The organism is Streptomyces sp. NPDC047974 (assembly GCF_040653375.1).
GTDB lineage: Bacteria > Actinomycetota > Actinomycetes > Streptomycetales > Streptomycetaceae > Streptomyces.
In genome coordinates this window covers 134,071-156,276 of the sequence record NZ_JBEZNU010000015.1, presented here as the reverse complement: position 1 = coordinate 156,276, position 22,206 = coordinate 134,071, and the positions used below count along the sequence as shown (strand labels likewise).

The window sequence follows — 22,206 nt, the reverse complement described above, 5'->3', positions numbered from 1 at the left end:
GGGAGGTCGGATCGTGACGACCGCCAGCTCCAAGGTTGCCATCAAGCCGCTTGAGGACCGCATCGTGGTCCAGCCGCTCGACGCCGAGCAGACCACGGCCTCCGGCCTGGTCATCCCGGACACCGCGAAGGAGAAGCCCCAGGAGGGCGCCGTCCTCGCCGTGGGCCCGGGCCGCTTCGAGAACGGCGAGCGCCTGCCGCTCGACGTCAAGGTCGGCGACGTCGTGCTCTACAGCAAGTACGGCGGCACCGAGGTGAAGTACAACGGCGACGAGTACCTCGTCCTCTCGGCCCGCGACGTGCTCGCGATCATCGAGAAGTAAGACGACGTACCTGCTTTGACCGCGCCCCTGACCCCTTGATCTCTTGGGCGTCCAGGGGCGCGGTTCGTTTTCCCACACGATTTCCGAGAGGGCTGAACCGCTCCCATGGCGAAGATCCTGAAGTTCGACGAGGACGCCCGTCGCGCCCTTGAGCGCGGCGTCAACAAGCTTGCCGACACGGTGAAGGTGACGATCGGCCCCAAGGGCCGCAACGTCGTCATCGACAAGAAGTTCGGCGCCCCCACCATCACCAACGACGGTGTCACGATCGCCCGCGAGGTCGAGATCGACGACCCGTACGAGAACCTCGGCGCCCAGCTCGTCAAGGAGGTGGCGACCAAGACCAACGACATCGCGGGTGACGGCACCACCACCGCCACCGTGCTCGCCCAGGCGCTCGTCCGCGAGGGTCTGCGCAACGTCGCCGCCGGCGCCTCCCCGGCCTCCCTGAAGAAGGGCATCGACGCCGCCGTCAAGGCCGTCTCCGACGAGCTGCTCGCCACCGCGCGCCCGATCGACGACAAGTCGGACATCGCCGCCGTCGCCGCGCTCTCCGCCCAGGACCAGCAGGTCGGCGAGCTCATCGCCGAGGCCATGGACAAGGTCGGCAAGGACGGTGTCATCACCGTCGAGGAGTCCAACACCTTCGGCCTGGAGCTGGAGTTCACCGAGGGCATGGCCTTCGACAAGGGCTACCTCTCGCCGTACATGGTCTCCGACCAGGAGCGTATGGAGGCCGTCCTCGACGACCCGTACATCCTGATCAACCAGGGCAAGATCTCCTCGATCCAGGACCTCCTGCCGCTCCTGGAGAAGGTCATCCAGGCCGGTGGCTCCAAGCCGCTGCTGATCATCGCCGAGGACGTCGAGGGCGAGGCGCTCTCCACCCTCGTCGTCAACAAGATCCGCGGCACCTTCAACGCCGTGGCCGTCAAGGCCCCCGGCTTCGGCGACCGCCGCAAGGCGATGCTCCAGGACATGGCCACCCTCACCGGTGCCACCGTCATCGCCGAGGAGGTCGGCCTCAAGCTCGACCAGGCCGGTCTCGACGTGCTGGGCACCGCCCGCCGCGTCACCGTCACCAAGGACGACACCACCATCGTCGACGGCGGCGGCGAGTCCGCCGACGTCGCGGGCCGCGTCGCCCAGATCAAGGCCGAGATCGAGTCCACGGACTCCGACTGGGACCGCGAGAAGCTCCAGGAGCGCCTCGCGAAGCTGGCCGGCGGCGTGTGCGTGATCAAGGTCGGCGCCGCCACCGAGGTGGAGCTGAAGGAGAAGAAGCACCGTCTGGAGGACGCCATCTCCGCGACCCGCGCCGCGGTCGAGGAGGGCATCGTCTCCGGTGGTGGCTCCGCGCTCGTCCACGCCGTCAAGGTCCTGGAGGGCAACCTCGGCAAGGACGGCGACGAGGCCACCGGTGTCGCCGTCGTCCGCCGCGCCGCCGTCGAGCCGCTGCGCTGGATCGCCGAGAACGCCGGCCTGGAGGGCTACGTCATCACCTCCAAGGTCGCCGAGCTCGACAAGGGCCAGGGCTTCAACGCCGCCACCGGCGAGTACGGCGACCTGGTCAAGGCCGGCGTCATCGACCCGGTGAAGGTCACGCGCTCCGCCCTGGAGAACGCCGCGTCGATCGCCTCCCTGCTCCTCACCACCGAGACCCTCGTGGTGGAGAAGAAGGAGGAGGAGCCGGCGGACGCGGGCCACGGCCACTCGCACGGCCACTCCCACTGAGGCCACCGACTGACCACCGAGGCCCGGTGCCCCCGTCGCGGGGGCACCGGGCCTCGGTGCTTCTCACGCCTCGACCGCGCCGAGCTGGCCCATCAGCCCGAGCAGGTCGTACTGCCACCAGCCCTCGACGGCCTTGCCGTCCTCCCGGAAGCGGTGCACGACCATCCCGGTCATGCTCACCTCCATGCCGGTGGGCTGGATCCCCATGAAGTCGCCGACGTGGCTGCCCTTCCAGGTCCAGCGGGTGCAGACCCGGTCGCCGTCGGCGATCTGGTCCTCGATGGTGAACGTGAAGTCGAACGCCGACCGCCACATCTCGGCCTCGCGCCGCAGGGCGTCCATGCCGTAGGAGTCGCTGGGGTTGCCGGGGTCGTGGTCGTGGTACCCCTCGGCGAAGACCTCGTCGAGCGGCGGCAGCTCCCCGTCGGAGGAGATCAGCTCGAAGAAGCGCCGCGCGTTCGCCTTGTACAGCGCCTCGTCCCGCACCACGTCCAGATCGGTGAAGGTCGGCATCTCGTCGCAGAGGGCGACCATCTCCCGGAAGATCCGGTCGGTCTCCGGCAGCTGGGAGTTGCGCATCGCCACGTCGTACGAGGGGAACTCCACGATCTCCACGACGTGCTGGGAGTCGGACCGGTCGGTCCCGACGATGGAGTGGGTGGCGGTCCGCTTCCCCCGGGTCTGCTCGACCCAGCGGTCCATGAGCCGGTTGAGCTCCTCGACCTGGCTCGTCCTGCAATCGATGATCTGCACGAAGGTCATGGCCGCCTCCGACCGGGCGAAGCCGCGGATGGACCCCTCCAGTCTAGGCCGAGTGGCCGAGGTCGGCGGCTCTTAGCTCCTCGGCGAAGGGCTCGCCGCGGGTGTAGCGGACGATCTCGTCCAGTGCCTGGTCGGTCATCCGGTGCAGTTCGTTGCCGAGGGAGCCGGCGATGTGCGGGGTGAGCAGGACGTTGGGGAGGGTGTAGAGCGGGGAGCCGGGCGGCGGCAGCTCGGGGTCGGTGACGTCGAGGACCGCGTGGAGGCGGCCCGAGGTGAGGTGCGGGAGGAGGGCGTCCTCGTCGACCAGGGAGCCCCGGGAGGTGTTGATCAGGGTGGCGCCGTCGGGCAGGGCGGCGAGCTGGCGGGGACCGATCATGCGGTACGTGGACGGGAGCTGCGGCGCGTGCACGGAGACCACCGAGCTGCGGGCGCAGAGCTCGTCCAGACCGGCGAGGGCCGCGCCCGGCGGGGGTGCCGTCAGGTACGGGTCGTAGAGCAGCACCTCGACGTCGAAGGGGCGCAGGAGGTCCACGACCCGGCGGCCGATCCGGGAGGCGCCGACGATGCCGACCGTGCGGCGGTAGTTGCCCCAGGCGGCGGACTCGGCCAGCCAGCCGTGGCCGGTGCGGAGTTCGGCGTACCGGCGGGCCGAGCGCAGCACCCGCTTCCCGGCGAAGAGGATCGCGGCGAGGGTGTACTCGGCGACCGGGAGCGCGTTGGCGGCGGCGGCGCTGGTGACCTTCAGGCCGCGTTCCCAGCAGGCGTCGGTGACGTGGTGCTTGACCGAACCGGCCGCGTGCACCACGGCCTTGAGGCGGGGGGCGCGGGCCAGCACCTCCGGGGTGAGCGGGGTGGCTCCCCAGCAGGTGAGGAGGAGTTCGGCCTCGGCGAGGGCGGCGGCGGTGCGCGGGTCGGGGGCGGTCAGGTCGTGGGCGACCAGGTGCGGATCGGTGCGGGTGAGGGCCGCGAGGCGGGTGCGGTGGGCGTCGGTGAGGAGGCGGTCGGCGACGCCGGGGCCCATCGCGAGCAGCAGCGCGGGGCGGTTGTCGGTGGTCGGGTGCATGGTGGGAGGTGAGCTCCTCACGTGACGGGGCTCCTCACTTGACGCTGCCGGCGGTGAGGCCGGCCTTCCAGTGGCGCTGGAGCGAGACGAAGGCGAGGACGAGGGGGACGACGGCGAGCAGGGAGCCGGTGACGACCAGGGGGTAGTAGTCCGGTTCGGCGTGGGCGTTGCTGTTCCACGCGTACAGGCCGAGGCTCAGCGGGAAGAGCTTCTGGTCCGAGAGCATCACCAGGGGGAGGAAGAAGTTGTTCCAGACGGCGGTGAACTGGAAGAGGAAGACGGTCACGAAGCCCGGCATGACCGTGCGCAGACCGATCGACCAGAAGACCCGCAGCTCGCCGGCGCCGTCGACGCGCGCGGCCTCCAGGACCTCGTCGGGGACGTAGGCGGCGCACAGCACCCGGGAGAGGTAGACCCCGAAGGGGTTGACGAGGACCGGCAGGAGCACGGCGGCGTAGGTGTTGACGATGCCGAGTTCGCTGGCGAGCAGGTACATCGGCAGGGCGAGCGCGGTGGTGGGGACGAGGACGCCGAGCAGGACGAGCCCGAAGAGCTTCTCCTTGCCGCGGAAGTCGTAGACGTGGAAGGCGTATCCGGCGGCGACGCTGATCAGCGCGCAGGCGGCGGCGCCGACTCCGGCGTAGAGCAGGCTGTTGAGGTACCAGCGGAAGTAGACGCCGTCGTTGTAGGCGGCGAGCCGGGCGAGGTTGCCGCCGAGGTCGAAGCCCTCGAAGGAGAAGGCGTTTCCGGCGAGGAGGCCGCCGGCGTCCTTGGTGGCGGCGGTGACCAGCCAGACGAGCGGGAAGAGCATGTAGCAGGTGGCGAGGAGGAGGGCGCCGTTGACGGCGGTCTTCGAGAGCCAGCGGGAGCGGGGGGCGCTCATGCGGTCCGCTCCTTCCGGGTGCCGGTCAGGCGGGTGACGGCGAAGGAGAGCAGCGCGGCCGTCAGGGCGAGCAGGATCGAGGCGGCCGCGGCCAGGCCGTAGTCGTTGCGGTCGAAGGCGGCGGAGTACGCGTACATGTTCGGCGTCCAGGTGGAGGTGACGGCGGAGCCCGTGCCCCTGCTGAGGATCAGCGGTTCGGTGAAGAGCTGGAGGGAGCCGATGACGGTGAAGAGGCCGACCATCGCCAGGGAGCCGCGGAGCAGCGGGATCTTGACGGCGAAGGCGGTGCGCCAGGCGCCGGCGCCGTCGACGGTGGCGGCTTCGAGGACGGAGCGGTCGATGGCCTGGAGGGCGGCGTAGAAGATGATCAGGTTGTAGCCGAGCCACTCCCAGAGGGCGATGTTGACGACGGACGGCAGGGCGCCCTCGGGGGAGAAGAAGTCGAAGCCGATCCCGCCGGCCTCCATCGCGCGGACGACCGGGCTGAGTTGGGGCGTGTAGAGGTAGACCCAGATCAGCGCGGCGATGATGCCGGGCACGGCGTGCGGCAGGAAGAGCGCGAGCTGGAAGAAGCGCCGGGCGCGGGCGAGGGCGGAGTCGAGGAGGAGGGCGAGGCCGAGGGCGCCGCCGAGCAGCAGCGGAAGATAGAGCAGGCAGTAGCCGAGCAGCACGCCGAAGCCCTCGCGGAAGGCCCGGTCACCCAGTGCCGTGGCGTAGTTGCCGAGGCCGGCGAAGACGGTCTCGGAGCCGCCGAAGCCCAGTCCCGACTGCTTCTCGGTGAAGAGGCTCAGCCAGACCGCGTAGCCGATCGGCACCACCAGTACCGCGGTGAAGAGCAGGAGGAACGGGGTCAGCAGGAGTGCCGCGGCACGGGTGCGGGCCTTCACGTGCTCAGCCCTCGACCTTCAGGCCGCGCTTGGTGAGTTCGGCGACGGTGGCGTCGTGGCCGGCCTTCACCGCCTCGGCGAGGGTGGGGCCGCCGGGGGCGACGGCGCCGAAGCGGTCCTTGATGGTGGTGTTGGTGGTGCCGGTGGTCGGGCCCCAGGACCACCGCGGGGAGATGGAGGCGCCGGCCGCCTCGAAGAGGGCGTAGATGTCCTGGCCGCCGTAGTAGCCGGCGTCGAAGGCCTTCCTGGCGACGGGGCGCAGGGCGGTCGCGGCGGGGAAGGCGCTGGAGGTGCCGGAGGCGATGCGTGCCTTGACGCCCTCCTCGGTGGTGGTCATCCACTTCGCGAACTCGACGGCCGCCGCCTTCTTCGCGCTGTTCTTCGGCACGGCGAAGGTGGAGCCGCCGAGCATGCCGGAGGCGGGCTTGCCGTCCCAGCTGGGCATGGGGGCGACGGCCCACTTGCCGGACTGTTCGGGGAGGGTGCCCTTGAGGACGCCGGCGCCCCAGGAGGCGCCGAGGTAGCCGAGGGTGGTGCCGTTCTTGAGGGAGCCGGTCCACTCGGGGCTGAAGGAGGCGTTCTTGTGGACGAGTCCGTCGTCGAGGAGGCCCTGCCAGTAGGCGGTGACCTTGGTGGTGGCCGGGTCGGTGGTGTCGATCTTCCAGGTGTCGTTCTCGGCCTTGAACCACTGGGCGCCGGCCTGCCAGGCCATGGCCTCGAAGGTGGTGGGGTCGTCGGGGAAGAAGGTGGCGATCCGGGCCCCGGCGTCGGCCTTCCGCACCTGCTCGGCGGCCTTCCTGAAGGCGTCCCAGGTGGTGGGGACCTCGATCCGGTGCTTCTCGAAGAGGTCCTTGCGGTAGTAGAAGGCCTGCGGGGCGGCGTCGAAGGGGACGGCCCAGGACTTACCGCCGAGGGTGGTGAGTTCGACGGCCTGGGGAAGGAACTTCGCGCGGTCGGCCTCGGTGAAGGCGTCGCCGATGTCCTGGAGGGCGCCGGAGGAGACGAACTCGGGGAGCGAGGGGTACTCCAGGGAGACGAGGTCGGGGGCGTTGCCCGCCTTCACGGCGTTGGAGATCTTGGCGTAGCCGCCGGCGTTGCCGGAGGGGATCTCCTCGTAGGTCACCCGGATGTCGGTGTGCGAGGCGTTGAAGGCGTCGACGACGTCCTTCGTGCCCTTGGCCCAGCCCCAGAAGGTGATCGTGACGGGACCGTCCGGCTTGTCCGCGGTGTCGTCACCGCCGCCGCCGCAGGCCGTGAGGACGGCGAGGGCGGTGGCGGTGCCGGCTATGACGCGGGTCGTTCTGCTCCAGCTGAGGCTCACGGCACGGCTCCTGGTGGAAGGGCGTGGACGGGGTTGGCCGTGATCCTGGGACCGTTCCTGAGCGAAGTCAAGAGCGAAAGATTGAATGATCGAAAAAAGGATAGTTCGATCAGCGGGTGGTGTTCAGCGCGTGGTGCTCAGCGGGCGGTCCCGCAGGACGCCCGGACCCGCAGCCGCGGCAGCAGGCTCACATGGCGGGCGGCCGCCTCCTCCTCGTCCGCGCCGCCACGGAGCCGCTCGACGAGCAGCTCCGCGGCGTGCCGGCCCACCTGCCGCTTCGGCGGGGCGACCGCCGTCAGCGGGGTGTCGGCCAGCGCGGCGACCTCGTCGTCGTACGCGACGAGGGCGAGGTCCTGCGGCACCCGCACGCCGAGCGGGGCGAGCCGCTGGGTGATCTCGATCGCGTCCACGTCGTTGTGGACGAGCGCCGCGCTCGCCAGGCCCGAGCGGACCGCCTCGTGCAGCGCCCGCACCGCCCGCTCGAAACCCTCCGGATCCGCCTCGGCCGGCACGGACTCGATGACCGGAAGCGGCTGCTCCAGGCCGAGCACCGCCAGCGCCTCCGCGTACCCGGCCCGCACCGCGAGCGCGGTCGGCGAGTCCCCCCGCGCCACGAGCAGCGGCGTCGCGTGCCCGAGCCCCAGCAGATGGCGCAGGGCGAGCAGCACCCCGTGGGCGTGGTCGGAGGAGACCCGGTCCAGGCCGTCGAGCGGGCTGCCGGGCTCGGCGCGCCGCTCCAGGAGCACGGCCGGCACCGGCAGCTCCGCCAGCCAGTCGCCGTACGCGAGCCGGTCCTCGGGCCCGCGCCAGCCCGGCGCGACGAGCACGCCCTCGGCGCCGGCCGCGAGCAGCCCCTCGGTGCGGGCCCGGTCCTCCTCGGGGCGGTAGTCCGAGATCCGCAGCACGAGCCGGGCGCCCGCCCGGGCCGCCGCCTCGTGCGCGCCCCGGATCACCTCGGCGAAGTAGTACGTGGCGGAGGGCGCGAGCAGGCCCAGCACCAGGCCCTCGCCGGCCGGGGCCCCGGGCGCGGCGGGCCGGGGCCAGGAGACCTGGCCGTGCACCCGGTCGAGCAGTCCGCGCGAGGCGAGCGCCTCGGCGTCGCGGCGGGCGGTCACGGGGGAGACCCCCAGGAGGCCGGCCAGCTCGGCGACGCGGACCGTGCCGCGCTCGCGCACCAGGTCCAGCAGTCGGGCGTGTCGTTCGGCGGCACTCTCGCGCACGTGCGGTTCCCCCTCGCGGTGGTGGTGGTCCCCCGACCTTAGACGAAAATGATCGAACGGCGGGAGTTTCGATCATTCGATCCGCATCCCTTGACGATTCGATCGGCCCCCGCCGAGGATTCCGGACGGCGCCGACGCCGACGCGTACGCCCCCGGAGCCCAGGGAGCACACGAGCATCATGCCCACGCCACCCGAGGACCGCGGCCTCAGTCCGTACACCGGCTGGACCCGCGCCCACTGGGAGGACACCGCCGACCGGCTCCTCCTCGCCGTCCGGCCCCACGCCTCCCCGCGCGGCGCACTCGTCGACCTGCCGGGCCCCCGCCCCAGCTGGTCCGGCGCCCGCTCCGACGGCCTGGAGGGCTTCGCCCGTACGTTCCTCCTCGCCGCCCTCCGCGTCGCCGGGGCCCGCGGGGCCGACCCGCACGGCCACCTCGACCGGTACGCCTCCGGCCTCGCCGCCGGCACCGCGCACCCCGGCCGCGGCGACCGGGAGTCCTGGCCCCTGATGGCCGACACCCGCCAGGCGGTCGTCGAGTCCGCCTCGATCGCCCTCGCCCTGCGCCTCACCCGCCCCTGGCTCTGGGACCACCTCGACCTCCCGGCCCGCGAACGCCTCGTCCGGTGGCTGCTCCCCGCCCTCGGCCCGTCCCCCGTCGACAACAACTGGTGGCTCTTCGGCCTCACCGTCGCCGGCTTCCTCCACGACGCCGGCGTCGAGACCGGCCGCGCCGCCGCCACCGCCGACCGCTCCCTCGCCCGGATCGAGGAGTGGTACCTCGGCGACGGCTGGTACAGCGACGGCGACAACCGCGCCTTCGACCACTACAACTCCTGGGCCCTGCACCTCTATCCGATGCTCCACGCCCACCTCGCCGGCGACCGCGCCCTCCTCGACCGCTACGGGCCCCGGCTCCGCGCCCACCTCGCCGACCACGCCCACCTCTTCGACGCGAACGGCGCCCCCGTCCCCTACGGGCGCTCCCTGATCTACCGCTTCGCCGCGGCCGCCGCCCCCTGGCTCGGCACCCTCACCGGCCACACCCCGCTCACCCCCGGCGCCACCCGCCGCCTCGCCTCCGGAAGCCTGCGGTACTTCCTCGACCGCGGCGCCACCGACGCCGGAGGCCTGCTCACCCTCGGCTGGCACGGCCCCCACCCGCCGCTGGTCCAGGCGTACTCGGGACCGGGCTCCCCCTACTGGGCGGCCAAGGGCTTCCTCGGGCTGCTGCTCCCGCCCGACCATCCCGCCTGGACCGACCCCGAGGAGCCCCTCCCGGCCGAACGCGCCGACACCGCCCGCCCCTTCGGCCCCACCGGACTCCTCGTCCAGACCACCGCCGCCGACGGCCTCGTCCGCCTGCACAACCACGGCAGCAACCACCTCGCCGCCGGCGGCGAGGACGGCGACGACCCCGGCTACGCCCGCTTCGCCTACGCCACCCGCACCGGCCCCACCGGCGGACCCGACCCGGCCGACAACCACTTCGCGCTGCTCGGCCCCGACGGCACGGCCACCCACCGGGGCCCCGCCGAACCGCTCGCCGCCGGCCCCGACCGGGCCGCCTCCGCGCACACCCCGCTCCCCGGCGTCCGGGTCGTCTCCACCACCGTGGTCCACGGCCGCGCCGAACTCCGCGTCCACCTCGTCCTGGACGCCCCCGAGGGGACCCCCGTACGGCAGACCGGCTGGGCCGTCGCCGAAGGACCCGGCGCACCGGTCTCCCAGCTCCACCCCGTCCACGGCTACGACCCCGAGGTCACCGCCCTGGACACCGGGGCCACCCTCCAGGGCCCGGCCCCGACCCGTACCCCCGCCGTCCACGGCACCACCCGGGGGCCCGTCTCGCTCTTCGCCGCCCTCGCCTCGCTCACCGCCGAGCCCGACCCGGCCCCGGCCGCCGCCCTCGCGGAGGTCCGGGTCACCGGCGGCACCGAGCTGTACGTCGGATGGCGGGACGGGGCGTCCACGCGCCTCGACGCGGCGCCCGCCGGCCGGACCGCGCGGAGACCGCCGGTGACGTCCTGACGGAGACCGCCGGTGACGTCCTACTGAGGGCCGTACTTGCGTCCCGCCTTGGAGGACACGCCGCCGAGCAGCGAGCGCGGGGCCAGCTTCACCACGCCCATGAGGGCCTTGTAGCGCGGGTCGGGGATCGACAGGGTCTTCCCCCGCGCCAGGTCCGCCAGGGCCGCCGACACCAGCTTGTCCGCGTCGAGCCACATCCAGCCCGGGATGTTGTCCGTGCCCATCCCGGCCCGCTCGTGGAACTCGGTGCGCACGAAACCGGGGCAGAGCGCCATCAGCCGCACCCCGCTGCCCGCGAGGTCCTTGGCCGCGCCCTGGGTGAACTGCACGACCCACGCCTTCGAGGCGCCGTAGGTGCCGCGCGGCACGAAGGCGGCCACCGAGGCCACGTTCACCACGCCGCCCCGCCCGCGCTCCCGCATCGCGGCGGCCGCCGCCGAGGTCAGCCGGAGCACCGCCTCGCAGTGCACGGTCAGCATCTTCAGCTCGTCGGCCATCGACACGTCGAGGAAGCGGCCCTTGTTGCCGAAGCCCGCGTTGTTCACCAGCAGGTCGACCGGGCGGCGCGGGTCGGAGAGCCGGGCCTCGACCGCCGCGATCCCCTTCTCCTCGGAGAGGTCCGCGGCGAGCACCTCGGCCTCGACCCCGTGCCGGTCGTGCAGCTCGGTGGCCTGCTCCCGAAGGCGCGTCAGGTCCCGCGCCACCAGGACGACATCGCGCCCGTCGGCCGCCAGCCTGCGCGCGAAGGCGGCTCCGATGCCGGCGGTGGCTCCCGTGATCAGTGCAGTGGTCATACCGGAACCGTAGTGCCCGGAAGCGCGCCCCCGGGCCCCGTACGGCCCCGCCTCAGCCGTCGCGGCCGTCCGCGTCCTCCCGCGCGTCCCGCTCCGCGTACTTGTCCGCGTACGTGCGGGCGAGGTCGAGCAGTCCGGACTCCATCCACTCGGCGGCCACCAGCGTCTCCGCAAGGCGTTCCCGCTCGACGGTCGCCGCGCGGTGCAGGAAGGCGACGGTGACGGTGTGGTCCGGCCGGTGCACCACCGTGACCGGGTCGCCGGCCCGCACCTCGCCCGGCTCGATCACCCGCAGCAGCGCGCCGGGACCGGCCTCCGCCCGGGTGAACCGCTTCACCCAGCCGCGGGCGTCGACCCCCTTCTCCTCCAGGTGGCCCTGGAAGGTGCGGCAGGGGATCCGGCCGCCGGTCACCTCGACGACCACGTCCTCGCCGATTTGGGCGTTTCAGCTGGAACGGCAGCGGATGCGGCTTCTGGCCAGTAGGGTGAGGCCTGCACGTTGCGAGAGCCAAGCGCGTGCACCGTGCCGTGCGAGAGCCAAGCAGGCACAGCAACGCTTTCGTTGCCGTATCAAACCGGGCAGGTGCCGTCCCGGCTGGTGCTGATCGTGTAAGAGCTGGCGGTCGTCGACCGTCAGCCGTCGTGAGCCAGAGATCCCCGGGCTTCGGCCAGGGGAGGGTTCAAGCTCAACAAGGTCATGCGCGGATCCGGAAAGCGATCCGAACAAGGCAAGGTGGGGCGAGGGCACGCCGCAGCGCCCTCGCCCCACCTCAAAGCATGGGCCAGCCATTCGTGGTCACCTCAAAGAGCAGCTTATGCTCGACGCATGATCGAGGCACGCCACCTCCGCGTCCTGCGCGCCGTCGCCGCCACCGGCTCCTTCTCCGCCGCCGCACGCGAACTGGGCTGCACCCAGCCCGCCGTCAGCCAGCAGATGAAGGCCCTGGAGAGCTCGGCCGGCACCCCCCTGCTCATCCGCACCGGCCGCGAGATGCGCCTCACCCAGGCCGGCGAGGTCCTGGTCCGGCACGCCGCCGGCATCCTCGCCGGACTCACGGCCGCCGAGGAGGAGGTCGCCGCCATCGCGGGCCTCCGGGCCGGCCGGGTCCGCCTGGTCTCCTTCCCCAGCGGCAGCTCGACCCTCGTCCCCACCGCCCTCGCCGCCCTGCGCGCCGCCCACCCCGGCACCCGGGTCTCCCTGGTCGAGGCCGAACCGCCGCGCTCCGTCGAGATGCTCCGCGAGGGCGACTGCGACATCGCCCTCGCCTTCCGGTACGGCTCGTCCCACGCGCCCGGCGAGTGGGACGACCTGGTGGTCCGCCCGCTCCTCGCCGACCGGCTCGTCGGCCTGGTCCCGGAGGCCCACCCGCTCGCGGACGCCGGCTCCGTCTCCATCGCCGAGCTGGCCGGCGACTCCTGGATCGCGGGCTGCCCGCGCTGCCGCCGCCAGCTCGTCGACGTCTGCGAGGAGGCCGGCTTCGCCCCGCGCATCGACTTCGCCACCGACGACTACCCGGCGGTGGTGGGCCTGGTCGGCGCGGGGCTCGGCGTGGCCGTCCTGCCGGAGCTGGCCATCGAGTCCGTACGGCCCAAGGGGGCGCGGACCGTCGCCGTCGAGCCCGCCGTGGAGCGGGAGATCGTGGCGCTGACCCTGCCGGACCTGGCCCAGGTCCCGGCGGTCGCGGCCACCCTCGACGAGCTGACCCGCGCCGCCACGCGCGCGTAGCCCGCGTCCCCGGGCCTCCGGGGGCCTCTCGGGGGTTTCAGCCGGACCCTGGGTCCCGGCTCAGGCCGGGCTCGGGTCCCGGCTCACGAGGGGAAACGTTCCTTCATGCATGTCCCATGATCGATCGGCCGGCGGTCGCGGCCGGGGCCGGCGCCGTCGTGATCAGACGGTTGCGCGCTCGACCCATGAGTTCTTCGCGTTCGTCCTCGGTGAGGCCGCCCCATACGCCGTAGGGCTCCCGCACGGCGAGTGCGTGTGCCGCGCACTGCGCGCGGACCGGGCACCGCATGCAGACCTCTTTCGCCGAGTTCTCACGCGCACTCCGTGCCGCGCCGCGCTCTCCCTCGGGGTGGAAGAACAGGGAGCTGTCGACCCCGCGGCAGGCCGCGAGCAGTTGCCAGTCCCACAGATCGGCGTTGGGTCCGGGAAGGCGGGAGAAATCTGCCATTGCGCTAGTCCCCTTGAAACCGTGTCGAGACGGGTTGGTGGGTGGGCGGGTATCGGCTGTCGGTCCGGGGCTCCTCGGACCCCGGTGGGCCGGATGTGTCCGACTACTGTCGAAGTAGATGTAAATATGACTCATTGCGAATCTAGCCACAGACACCGCGAAAAGGGAAGAAAACCCGCTAAATGGGGCATAGCTTCTGATGGTGGACGCAACGACCTGCGACGCTCTTCTCCGTGCACGGCCCCTCACAAGGAGTGCCGAAGGTCCCGTCCGACCCGTAACTCTTTCGAGTGACCATCGTTGAGAGTGCGAGGCGGTTGAATGAACAAGCGATCGGGCAGGTGTCCGGGAGCGTCAACCGCACAGGTGACGATACGTACCAGCCCTGGAGGCTCAAGGTGACGCGCATCAGCTGCGAGAGCCGCGGAGGTCAGTCATGACGTCCGTTCTCGTCTGCGACGACTCCCCGCTTGCCCGAGAGGCGCTTCGCCGCGCGGTCGCGACCGTGCCCGGCGTGGAGCGCGTGACCACCGCGGCCAACGGCGAGGAAGTCCTCCGCCGCTGGGGCGCGGACCGCTCGGACCTCATCCTGATGGACGTGCGCATGCCCGGCCTCGGCGGTGTGGAAACCGTCCGCCGGCTGCTCTCCGCCGACCCCGGCGCCCGGATCATCATGCTCACCGTCGCCGAGGACCTCGACGGCGTGGCGCTCGCGGTCGCCGCCGGCGCCCGCGGCTACCTGCACAAGGACGCCTCGCGCGCCGAGCTGCGGGCCACCGTCACCCAGGCGCTCGCCGACCCGACCTGGCGGCTCGCCCCGCGCCGGCTCCGCTCGGCCGAGATGGGCGCCGCGCCCACCCTCACCGCGCGCGAGATCCAGGTCCTCGAAGGCATGAGCCACGGCCGGTCCAACGCGGAGATCGGGCGCGAGCTCTTCCTCTCCGAGGACACCGTCAAGACCCACGCCCGACGCCTCTTCAAGAAGCTCGGCGCCTCCGACCGCGCGCACGCCGTCGCGCTCGGATTCCGGTGGGGCCTGGTCCGCTGAGCCGCCGCGCACCGGCCGTCTCCCCGTCCGTCGCCCCGTCCGCCGAGGGGCGGACGGGGCGGGCCTGTGTCACTTCCCCGCCCGATGCCGCATCCTTGAGATGTGGAGTTCCTCGGGGACGAGTCGATCGAGCGGAAGGGGAGGGCGCCAGAGATGAATCCCGGCGCACCTGCTCATAACGCTTCGGTGCACAACTACGGACAGGGTGCCACGGACGGACAGGCGTCAAGGCACCATGGAGCGATGCGCGACGACGAGACCATGGGTTCACCCATGCCTGCCGGGCAGGGGGAGATCGGTGCGCTCGTCCACCGCGCCGTCGAAGGGGACGCGCAGGCCACCCACGACCTGCTGGCGCGCGTCCACCCGCTCGCGCTGCGCTACTGCCGCACCCGGCTCAACCGCCTGCCCGGTGACGCCCGCCACTTCGTCGAGGACCTCGCGCAGGAGGTCTGCGTCGCCGTCCTGATGGCCCTGCCCCGCTACAAGGACACCGGCCGCCCCTTCGAGGCCTTCGTCTTCGCCATCGCCGGGCACAAGGTCGCCGACCTCCAGCGGGCCGCCATGCGCCACCCCGGCTCCACCGCCGTGCCCTCCGACGAGATGCCCGAGCGGCCCGACGACTCCCTCGGCCCCGAGGAGCGCGCCCTCCTCAGCGACGACGCCGAATGGGCCAAGAAGCTCCTCGCCAACCTCCCCGAGAACCAGCGCGAGCTCCTCGTCCTCAGGGTCGCCGTCGGACTGACCGCCGAGGAGACCGGTCAGATGCTCGGCATGTCCCCGGGCGCCGTCCGGGTCGCCCAGCACCGCGCCCTCAGTCGGCTCCGCGCCCTGGCCGAGCAGTAAGCCTCACCTCGCCCGATCATCCCTTTCGTACACGTACGAAAGTCCAAAGCTTCCCGCTGATCTTGATCGTGGAATGAGACACGGCTCCGGCCCGTTAGCATGGACATCCCGCACCGATCAAGGCCATTTGGGAAGGTGTCATGACTGCCAACGTCGACGGAGTGCCCGGTAAATTCGCGACACTCGGGCTGACCTACGACGACGTGCTGCTGCTGCCCGGCGCGTCCGACATGGCGCCCGACCAGATCGACACCGCCTCGTACATCTCGAAGAACGTGCGGGTGAACATCCCGCTGCTCTCCGCCGCGATGGACAAGGTCACCGAGTCGCGCATGGCGATCGCCATGGCCCGACAGGGTGGTGTCGGTGTTCTGCACCGCAATCTCTCCATCGCCGACCAGGCGAACCAGGTCGACCTGGTGAAGCGCTCCGAGTCCGGCATGGTGACCGACCCGATCACCGTCCACCCGGACGCCACGCTCGCCGAGGCCGACGCGATCTGCGCCAAGTTCCGCATCAGCGGCGTCCCGGTGACCGACCAGGGCGGCAAGCTCCTCGGCATCGTCACCAACCGCGACATGGCCTTCGAGTCGGACCGCAGCCGCCAGGTGCGCGAGGTCATGACCCCGATGCCGCTCGTCACCGGCCACGTCGGCATCTCCGGCGTCGACGCCATGGACCTGCTGCGCCGCCACAAGATCGAGAAGCTTCCGCTGGTCGACGAGACGGGCCTCCTCAAGGGCCTCATCACGGTCAAGGACTTCGTCAAGGCCGAGAAGTACCCGAACGCCGCCAAGGACAAGGAGGGCCGCCTGCTCGTCGGCGCGGCCGTCGGTGTCGCCGGCGACTCCTTCGAGCGCGCCCAGGCCCTCATCGAGGCCGGTGTCGACTTCATCGTCGTCGACACCGCCCACGGCCACTCCCGGCTCGTCGGCGACATGATCGCCAAGATCAAGTCGAACTCCTCGGTGGACGTCATCGGCGGCAACGTCGCGACCCGCGACGGCGCCCAGGCGCTCGTCGACGCCGGTGCCGACGGCATCAAGGTCGGCGTCGGCCCCGGCTCCATCTGCACCACCCGCGTGGTCGCCGGCGTCGGCGTCCCGCAGGTCACCGCCATCTACGAGGCCGCCCTCGCCGCCAAGGCGGCCGGCGTCCCGGTCATCGGCGACGGCGGCCTGCAGTACTCCGGCGACATCGCCAAGGCGCTCGTGGCGGGCGCCGACACGGTGATGCTCGGCTCGCTCCTCGCGGGCTGCGAGGAGTCCCCGGGCGAGCTGCTCTTCATCAACGGCAAGCAGTTCAAGTCGTACCGCGGCATGGGCTCGCTGGGCGCCATGCAGACCCGCGGCGAGCGCAAGTCCTTCTCCAAGGACCGCTACTTCCAGGAGGGCGTCGCCTCCGACGACGCGCTGATCCCCGAGGGCATCGAGGGCCAGGTGCCGTACCGCGGCCCGCTCGCCTCCGTCGTGCACCAGCTGGTCGGCGGTCTGCGCCAGTCGATGTTCTACGTCGGCGGCCGGACGGTCCCGGAGCTCCAGGAGAACGGCCGCTTCGTCCGGATCACCTCCGCGGGCCTCAAGGAGAGCCACCCGCACGACATCCAGATGACCGTCGAGGCGCCGAACTACAGCAGGAAGTAACACCGCGTGACCCAGGGGGCGGTTCCGGCATGTGGCCGGAGCCGCCCCTCGCGCGTGTGTCGGGGATACTGGTAGGCGCAGACATAGAGGGAAAGGCCACACATCGTGACTGAGATCGAGATCGGGCGCGGCAAGCGCGGCCGCAGGGCGTACGCGTTCGACGACATCGCCGTCGTACCGAGCCGGCGCACCCGGGACCCGAAGGAGGTCTCGATCGCCTGGCAGATCGACGCCTACCGCTTCGAGCTGCCCTTCCTGGCCGCCCCGATGGACTCGGTCGTCTCCCCGCAGACCGCCATCCGGATCGGCGAGCTCGGCGGCCTGGGCGTGCTGAACCTCGAAGGCCTGTGGACCCGGTACGAGGACCCGCAGCCGCTGCTCGACGAGATCGCCGAGCTGGACGAGGCCACCGCCACCCGCCGTCTGCAGGAGATCTACGCCGCTCCGATCAAGGAGGAGCTGATCGGGCAGCGCATCAAGGAGGTGCGCGACTCCGGCGTCGTCACCGCCGCCGCGCTCTCCCCGCAGCGCACCGCGCAGTTCTCCAAGGCCGTCGTCGACGCCGGCGTGGACATCTTCGTCATCCGCGGCACCACGGTCTCCGCCGAGCACGTCTCCGGCGCGGCCGAGCCGCTGAACCTGAAGCAGTTCATCTACGAGCTGGACGTCCCGGTCATCGTCGGCGGCTGCGCCACGTACACCGCCGCCCTGCACCTGATGCGGACCGGCGCCGCGGGCGTCCTGGTCGGCTTCGGCGGCGGCGCCGCGCACACCACCCGCAACGTCCTGGGCATCCAGGTCCCGATGGCGACCGCCGTCGCCGACGTGGCCGCGGCCCGCCGCGACTACATGGACGAGTCCGGCGGCCGGTACGTGCACGTCATCGCCGACGGCGGCGTGGGCTGGTCCGGCGACCTCCCGAAGGCCATCGCCTGCGGCGCCGACGCCGTCATGATGGGCTCCCCGCTGGCCCGCGCCACGGACGCGCCCGGCAAGGGCCACCACTGGGGCATGGAGGCCGTCCACGAGGACGTGCCGCGCGGCAAGCTGGTCGACCTGGGCATCGTCGGCACCACCGAGGAGGTCCTCACCGGTCCGTCGCACACCCCGGACGGCTCGATGAACTTCTTCGGCGCCCTGCGCCGCGCGATGGCCACCACGGGCTACAGCGAGCTCAAGGAGTTCCAGCGCGTCGAGGTCACCGTCGCGGACTCGCAGCACCGCCGCTGACGCCTTCCCGTACGCACGCGAGGGGCCCCGCACCGACCGGTGCGGGGCCCCTCGCGCGTGTCCGTGCGGATCAGGCGGCCTTCTTGGCGCCGGAGAAGGCGGCGGCCGCGCCGAGCGCGAGGAAGAGGAAGGTCATCGCGTCCTTGCCCTCGCTCCACGCCTCCATCAGCCCGCCGAAGTCCTCGAAGAAGATCTCGGTGAAGGAGACGTGGAACTGCTTGGAGGCGAAGACCGCGATGCCGACGAGCTGGCCGAGGTAGACGGCGCCGAGGGAGAGGATCGCGGAGACGACCGGCAGCGCCGGGTTCGAGCCGCCGACCTTGCCGGCGGCGAAGCCGACCGCGAAGCCGACGCCGATGGCGGCCCAGCCGATCTCGGTCTCGGTGCCGCCGAGGATGGCGCCGTAGATGCCGGCGGTGACCAGCGCGGCGACGACGGCGGCGACGATGCCGAGGCCGACGTTGTTCCGGCGGGGGGCGGGCGCGGGCGCCGGCGGGTAGGCGCCGAACGGGTTCTGCCCGGCCTGCTGCTGCGGCACGCCCTGGGCGAACGGGTTCTGCCCGGCCGGCTGCTGGCCGGGGGCGCCCTGGGCGTACGGGTTCTGGCCGTCGGGCTGGCCGGGCGTTCCCTGGGCGTACGGGTTGCCGGGCGGCGGAACGGGCTGGCTCATGGTGGTGGTCCCCCAAGACGGATGCCGCACGGGCGTGCGATCAATGGGGCCGGACACTAGCAGTCCGCTCCGACAGTGGCCCACCCGTTACCCGTTCCCCGTCGCCCTTCGGCCGTCGCCCGGGGCTCAGAGGCGGTGCGCGGTGCCGGCGGGGGTGGCGCCCCGGGTGTCGAGGAGGAGCTGGGCCTTGACCGCGAGCCCCTGGAGGTCGTAGACGCGGTGGTGCTGGAGCAGGACGGTCAGGTCGGCGTGGGCGGCGGCCTCGTACAGCGAGTCGGCGCGGGGGACGGGGAGGTCGCGCACCCGCCAGTCGGGGACGTGCGGGTCGTGGAAGCTGACCGTCGCGCCGAGGTCCATGAGCCGGCCGGCGATCTCGTCGGCGGGGGAGCCCTCGCGGTCGGCGAGGTCGGGCTTGTACGTGATGCCGAGGAGCAGGATCCGGGCGCCGCGGGCGGACTTGCCGTGGTCGTTGAGGAGGGCGGCGGCGCGCTGGACGACGTACCGGGGCATCCGCTGGTTGACCTGGCCGGCGAGTTCGACGAGGCGGAGCGGCCCGTGCGCGCCGAGGTGTTCGACGGGGACGCCGTGGCCGCCGACGCCGGGGCCGGGGCGGAAGGCCTGGAAGCCGAAGGGCTTGGTCTCGGCGCAGCGGATGACGTCCCAGAGGTCGACGCCGAGTTCGTGGCAGAGCACCGCCATCTCGTTGACGAGGGCGATGTTGACGTGCCGGAAGTTGGTCTCCAGGAGTTTGACCGTCTCCGCTTCGCGGGGGCCACGCGCGCGTACGACCTTGTCGGTGAAGCGGCCGTAGAAGGCGGCGGCGGACTCGGTGCACGCGGGCGTGAGGCCGCCGATGACCTTCGGGGTGCCGGCGGGGCCGGGCCGGGTGCCGGGGTCGACGCGCCCGGGGTCGAGGCGGCCGGGGGAGTACGCGAGGTGGAAGTCGCGGCCGGCCCGCAGGCCGGAGCCGTCCTCCAGGAGCTCGCGGAGCAGGCCCTCGGTGGTGCCGGGCGGGACGGGGGACTCCAGGACGACGGTGGTGTGCGGGCGGAGCCGGGTGGCGAGCGCGCGGGCGGCGTCGGCGACGGCGGTGAGGTCGAGGGCGCCGTCGGGGCCGAGGGGGGTCGGGGCGCAGAGGACGGCGGTGCGGACCCGGCCGAGTTCGACCGGGCTGGTGGTGGCCCGGAAGCCGCCGGAGAGCATGCGGCGGATCTCGGAGGCGGTGAGGGAGCCGTCGACCGGGGGGCGGCCGGCGGCGAGGTCGGCGACCGGGCGGGGGTCGGTGTCGAAGCCGACGGTGGCGATGCCCGCGGCGGTCGCGGCCTGGGCGAGGGGGAGTCCGTGGTGGCCGAGGCCGATGACGGCGAGGTCTGCGGGCATGGGGGGTGGGCCGTCCTTCCCGGTAGCCGTTGTCCGTTGCGTGCGCAACAGGTAACCAATGTCAGACTAGGAGTAAATATGACCGATATGCGGCATTGCATGATCGAAGGTCGCCGAGTGTTATCCACAGGTCCGCACGGGGGCGGTGGCCGAAGCCGCCCACCCGGTCCAGAATCGGGAAGGTGAACCGGGCCACACGCGGTCCGGTTCGCCGCTGCGACGACGAGGGACACCGGGACGGAACACGACGACGGGAGGCGGCAGCCGTGAGGACAGCGACACTGGGACCCGCCGAGCGCGCCGCGGCGCTGGCGGCCATGGCCGAGCACGAGCTGGACCTGCTGGTCGTCGGCGGCGGCGTCGTCGGCGCGGGCACCGCCCTCGACGCGGTCACGCGCGGCCTCTCCACCGGCATCGTCGAGGCACGCGACTGGGCCTCCGGCACCTCCAGCCGCTCCAGCAAGCTCATCCACGGCGGACTGCGCTATCTGGAGATGCTCGACTTCGCCCTGGTCCGCGAGGCCCTCAAGGAGCGCGGCCTGCTCCTGGAGCGGCTCGCGCCCCACCTGGTGAAGCCGGTTCCGTTCCTCTACCCCCTCCAGCACCGCGGCTGGGAGCGGCTCTACGCGGGCTCCGGCGTCGCCCTGTACGACGCCATGTCCGTCTCCTCCGGGCACGGCCGCGGCCTCCCCGCCCACCGCCACCTCAGCCGCAAGGGCGCCCTCCGCGTCGCCCCCTGCCTGCGCAAGGACGCCCTCACGGGCGCCCTCCAGTACTACGACGCCCAGATGGACGACGCCCGCTTCGTCCTCACCCTCGTCCGCACCGCCGCCTCCTACGGCGCCCTGGCCGCCGCCCGGGCCCGGGTCACCGGCTTCCTCCGCGAGGGCGAGAGGGTCGTCGGCGCCCGCGTCCAGGACGTCGAGACCGGTGGCGAGTACGTCATCCGGGCCAAGCAGATCGTCAACGCCACCGGGGTGTGGACCGACGACACCCAGGCCCTCATCGGCGAGCGCGGCCAGTTCCACGTCCGCGCCTCCAAGGGCATCCACCTCGTCGTCCCCAAGGACCGGATCCACTCCACCACCGGCCTCATCCTGCGCACCGAGAAGTCCGTCCTCTTCGTCATCCCCTGGGGACGGCACTGGATCATCGGCACCACCGACACCGACTGGGACCTCGACAAGGCCCACCCCGCCGCCTCCAGCGCCGACATCGACTACCTCCTGGAGCACGTCAACACCGTGCTCGCCACCCCGCTCTCCCGCGACGACGTCCAGGGGGTCTACGCGGGCCTGCGCCCGCTGCTCGCCGGCGAGTCCGACGCCACCAGCAAGCTCTCCCGCGAGCACACCGTCGCCCACCCGGTCCCCGGCCTCGTCGTCGTCGCGGGCGGCAAGTACACGACCTACCGGGTGATGGCGAAGGACGCCGTCGACGAGGCCGTGCACGGCCTCGGCCTCGGCGCGTCCCCCGGACGGGGCGGCTGGGGAGGGGTCGCCCCCTGCGTCACCGAGGACACCCCGCTGATCGGTGCCGAGGGCTACCGCGCGCTGTGGAACGCGCGGGCGAGGATCGCCGCCCGCTCCGGCCTCCACGTCGTCCGCGTCGAGCACCTCCTCGACCGCTACGGCTCCCTCGCGGAGGAACTCCTCGCGCTGATCGCCGAGGACCCCTCGCTCGGCGAACCGCTCGCCGGGGCCGAGGACTACCTGCGCGCCGAGGTCGTCTACGCCGCCTCCCACGAGGGCGCCCGCCACCTCGACGACGTCCTCACCCGCCGCACCCGCGTCTCCATCGAGACCTTCGACCGCGGCACCCGCAGCGCGCGCGAGGCCGCCGGACTGATGGCCCCGGTCCTCGGCTGGGACGAGGGGCAGATCGAGAGAGAGGTCGAACACTACGAGAAGCGGGTCGAGGCCGAGCGCGAGTCCCAGCGCCAGCCCGACGACCTCACGGCGGACGCCGCACGGCTCGGTGCGCCCGACATCGTCCCGATCTGACGGGGGATCCGCCTGACGGTACGTCCGTGACGAGGGGGAACCCGGGGGCGCGTGTGGCGCGTCGTCATACCGGAGTACGGACCCGGGGGCGCCACCCGTCCTGAGGTGAGGGACAATGGCCTCTCTTCCAGGGCGGGTTGCCGCAGCGTGTGGAGTGCGGCGGGCGCGGCGGAGATCAGGGAACGCAGAGGGGACG

Annotated in this window: 19 protein-coding genes and 1 pseudogene; 9 read left to right on the top strand and 11 right to left on the bottom strand. The window is 72.4% G+C overall.

From position 1 onward, the window contains the following. Positions 1 to 13: 13 nt before the first annotated feature. Together groES and groL are read left to right on the top strand one after the other, a co-directional pair. The gene (gene groES, locus AB0E19_RS22275) at positions 14 to 322 is read left to right on the top strand and encodes a co-chaperone GroES (protein ID WP_004955293.1); all 309 of its coding nucleotides are present in this window, start codon (positions 14 to 16) and stop codon (positions 320 to 322) included. Positions 323 to 427: 105 nt separating this feature from the next. Then, positions 428 to 2,056 (top strand): chaperonin GroEL, encoded by a 1,629-nt coding sequence (groL, locus tag AB0E19_RS22270; protein ID WP_362182824.1) that lies wholly within the window; start codon positions 428 to 430, stop codon positions 2,054 to 2,056. Between the two features lie 63 nt (positions 2,057 to 2,119). Here the strand turns inward: groL and AB0E19_RS22265 are convergent, their stop codons facing one another. The 6 genes from AB0E19_RS22265 to AB0E19_RS22240 form a co-directional block, all read right to left on the bottom strand. After that, the gene (locus tag AB0E19_RS22265) at positions 2,120 to 2,818 is read right to left on the bottom strand and encodes an ester cyclase (protein WP_362182821.1); all 699 of its coding nucleotides are present in this window, start codon (positions 2,816 to 2,818) and stop codon (positions 2,120 to 2,122) included. A 43-nt stretch (positions 2,819 to 2,861) separates the two neighbouring features. Beyond that, positions 2,862 to 3,881, bottom strand: coding sequence for a hydroxyacid dehydrogenase (locus AB0E19_RS22260; protein WP_362182818.1), 1,020 nt, complete (start codon positions 3,879 to 3,881; stop codon positions 2,862 to 2,864). Between the two features lie 34 nt (positions 3,882 to 3,915). Beyond that, on the bottom strand, positions 3,916 to 4,764 hold the full coding sequence (locus AB0E19_RS22255) for a carbohydrate ABC transporter permease (protein ID WP_362182815.1): 849 nt from the start codon (positions 4,762 to 4,764) through the stop codon (positions 3,916 to 3,918). Then, positions 4,761 to 5,651: a sugar ABC transporter permease gene (locus AB0E19_RS22250; protein ID WP_362182812.1), complete on the bottom strand. Its 891-nt coding sequence runs from the start codon at positions 5,649 to 5,651 to the stop codon at positions 4,761 to 4,763. Before AB0E19_RS22250 ends, AB0E19_RS22255 begins: the two co-directional genes overlap by 4 nt. A 4-nt stretch (positions 5,652 to 5,655) precedes the next feature. Continuing rightward, positions 5,656 to 6,972, bottom strand: a complete 1,317-nt coding sequence (locus AB0E19_RS22245) for a sugar ABC transporter substrate-binding protein (RefSeq protein ID WP_362182809.1) — start codon at positions 6,970 to 6,972, stop codon at positions 5,656 to 5,658. Between the two features lie 137 nt (positions 6,973 to 7,109). Further along, entirely contained in the window at positions 7,110 to 8,192 is a 1,083-nt protein-coding gene (locus tag AB0E19_RS22240; RefSeq protein WP_362182806.1) for a substrate-binding domain-containing protein, read from the bottom strand. A 179-nt stretch (positions 8,193 to 8,371) separates the two neighbouring features. On the opposite strand from AB0E19_RS22240, the gene AB0E19_RS22235 reads away from it, so the two are divergent. Continuing rightward, positions 8,372 to 10,222 (top strand): DUF2264 domain-containing protein, encoded by a 1,851-nt coding sequence (locus tag AB0E19_RS22235; protein ID WP_362182803.1) that lies wholly within the window; start codon positions 8,372 to 8,374, stop codon positions 10,220 to 10,222. Positions 10,223 to 10,242: 20 nt separating this feature from the next. Here AB0E19_RS22235 and AB0E19_RS22230 read toward each other — a convergent pair whose 3' ends face one another. Further along, positions 10,243 to 11,016: an SDR family oxidoreductase gene (locus AB0E19_RS22230; RefSeq protein WP_362182800.1), complete on the bottom strand. Its 774-nt coding sequence runs from the start codon at positions 11,014 to 11,016 to the stop codon at positions 10,243 to 10,245. 52 nt (positions 11,017 to 11,068) lie between these two features. Further along, positions 11,069 to 11,455, bottom strand: a pseudogene (locus AB0E19_RS22225) (MOSC domain-containing protein); the annotation flags it as partial. A gap of 387 nt (positions 11,456 to 11,842) precedes the next feature. On the opposite strand from AB0E19_RS22225, the gene AB0E19_RS22220 reads away from it, so the two are divergent. Beyond that, positions 11,843 to 12,742, top strand: a complete 900-nt coding sequence (locus AB0E19_RS22220) for a LysR family transcriptional regulator (RefSeq protein ID WP_362182797.1) — start codon at positions 11,843 to 11,845, stop codon at positions 12,740 to 12,742. Between the two features lie 103 nt (positions 12,743 to 12,845). On the opposite strand, the gene AB0E19_RS22215 is transcribed toward AB0E19_RS22220, so the two are convergent. Continuing rightward, positions 12,846 to 13,190, bottom strand: coding sequence for a WhiB family transcriptional regulator (locus AB0E19_RS22215; RefSeq protein ID WP_360601318.1), 345 nt, complete (start codon positions 13,188 to 13,190; stop codon positions 12,846 to 12,848). A gap of 436 nt (positions 13,191 to 13,626) precedes the next feature. Between AB0E19_RS22215 and AB0E19_RS22210 the strand changes: the two genes are divergently transcribed. The 4 genes from AB0E19_RS22210 (at position 13,627) to AB0E19_RS22195 (ending at position 17,957) form a co-directional block, all read left to right on the top strand. Further along, positions 13,627 to 14,238: a response regulator transcription factor gene (locus AB0E19_RS22210; protein WP_003948568.1), complete on the top strand. Its 612-nt coding sequence runs from the start codon at positions 13,627 to 13,629 to the stop codon at positions 14,236 to 14,238. Between the two features lie 243 nt (positions 14,239 to 14,481). Then, positions 14,482 to 15,084: a sigma-70 family RNA polymerase sigma factor gene (locus tag AB0E19_RS22205; protein ID WP_030750140.1), complete on the top strand. Its 603-nt coding sequence runs from the start codon at positions 14,482 to 14,484 to the stop codon at positions 15,082 to 15,084. 140 nt (positions 15,085 to 15,224) lie between these two features. Further along, positions 15,225 to 16,727, top strand: coding sequence for an IMP dehydrogenase (gene guaB / locus AB0E19_RS22200; protein ID WP_362182792.1), 1,503 nt, complete (start codon positions 15,225 to 15,227; stop codon positions 16,725 to 16,727). Positions 16,728 to 16,832: 105 nt separating this feature from the next. Next, entirely contained in the window at positions 16,833 to 17,957 is a 1,125-nt protein-coding gene (locus AB0E19_RS22195; protein WP_360601324.1) for a GuaB3 family IMP dehydrogenase-related protein, read from the top strand. A gap of 70 nt (positions 17,958 to 18,027) precedes the next feature. On the opposite strand, the gene AB0E19_RS22190 is transcribed toward AB0E19_RS22195, so the two are convergent. Next, the gene (locus tag AB0E19_RS22190; protein ID WP_362182788.1) at positions 18,028 to 18,627 is read right to left on the bottom strand and encodes a hypothetical protein; all 600 of its coding nucleotides are present in this window, start codon (positions 18,625 to 18,627) and stop codon (positions 18,028 to 18,030) included. Positions 18,628 to 18,753: 126 nt separating this feature from the next. Continuing rightward, on the bottom strand, positions 18,754 to 20,007 hold the full coding sequence (locus AB0E19_RS22185; protein ID WP_362182785.1) for a nucleotide sugar dehydrogenase: 1,254 nt from the start codon (positions 20,005 to 20,007) through the stop codon (positions 18,754 to 18,756). 266 nt (positions 20,008 to 20,273) lie between these two features. Here AB0E19_RS22185 and AB0E19_RS22180 point away from each other — a divergent pair, with 266 nt between their 5' ends. After that, on the top strand, positions 20,274 to 22,010 hold the full coding sequence (locus AB0E19_RS22180) for a glycerol-3-phosphate dehydrogenase/oxidase (protein WP_362182782.1): 1,737 nt from the start codon (positions 20,274 to 20,276) through the stop codon (positions 22,008 to 22,010). The last annotated feature ends 196 nt before the right edge of the window (positions 22,011 to 22,206 follow it).

Coding starts and splice junctions, on each gene's coding strand:
- AB0E19_RS22255 (WP_362182815.1), bottom strand. CDS start 4,764: ATGAGCGCCCCCCGCTCCCGCTGGCTCTCGAAGACCGCCGTCAACGGC.
- AB0E19_RS22230 (WP_362182800.1), bottom strand. CDS start 11,016: ATGACCACTGCACTGATCACGGGAGCCACCGCCGGCATCGGAGCCGCC.
- AB0E19_RS22235 (WP_362182803.1), top strand. CDS start 8,372: ATGCCCACGCCACCCGAGGACCGCGGCCTCAGTCCGTACACCGGCTGG.
- AB0E19_RS22260 (WP_362182818.1), bottom strand. CDS start 3,881: ATGCACCCGACCACCGACAACCGCCCCGCGCTGCTGCTCGCGATGGGC.
- AB0E19_RS22220 (WP_362182797.1), top strand. CDS start 11,843: ATGATCGAGGCACGCCACCTCCGCGTCCTGCGCGCCGTCGCCGCCACC.
- guaB (WP_362182792.1), top strand. CDS start 15,225: ATGACTGCCAACGTCGACGGAGTGCCCGGTAAATTCGCGACACTCGGG.
- AB0E19_RS22185 (WP_362182785.1), bottom strand. CDS start 20,007: ATGCCCGCAGACCTCGCCGTCATCGGCCTCGGCCACCACGGACTCCCC.
- AB0E19_RS22265 (WP_362182821.1), bottom strand. CDS start 2,818: ATGACCTTCGTGCAGATCATCGATTGCAGGACGAGCCAGGTCGAGGAG.
- AB0E19_RS22190 (WP_362182788.1), bottom strand. CDS start 18,627: ATGAGCCAGCCCGTTCCGCCGCCCGGCAACCCGTACGCCCAGGGAACG.
- AB0E19_RS22215 (WP_360601318.1), bottom strand. CDS start 13,190: ATGGCAGATTTCTCCCGCCTTCCCGGACCCAACGCCGATCTGTGGGAC.
- AB0E19_RS22210 (WP_003948568.1), top strand. CDS start 13,627: ATGACGTCCGTTCTCGTCTGCGACGACTCCCCGCTTGCCCGAGAGGCG.
- AB0E19_RS22205 (WP_030750140.1), top strand. CDS start 14,482: ATGCGCGACGACGAGACCATGGGTTCACCCATGCCTGCCGGGCAGGGG.
- groL (WP_362182824.1), top strand. CDS start 428: ATGGCGAAGATCCTGAAGTTCGACGAGGACGCCCGTCGCGCCCTTGAG.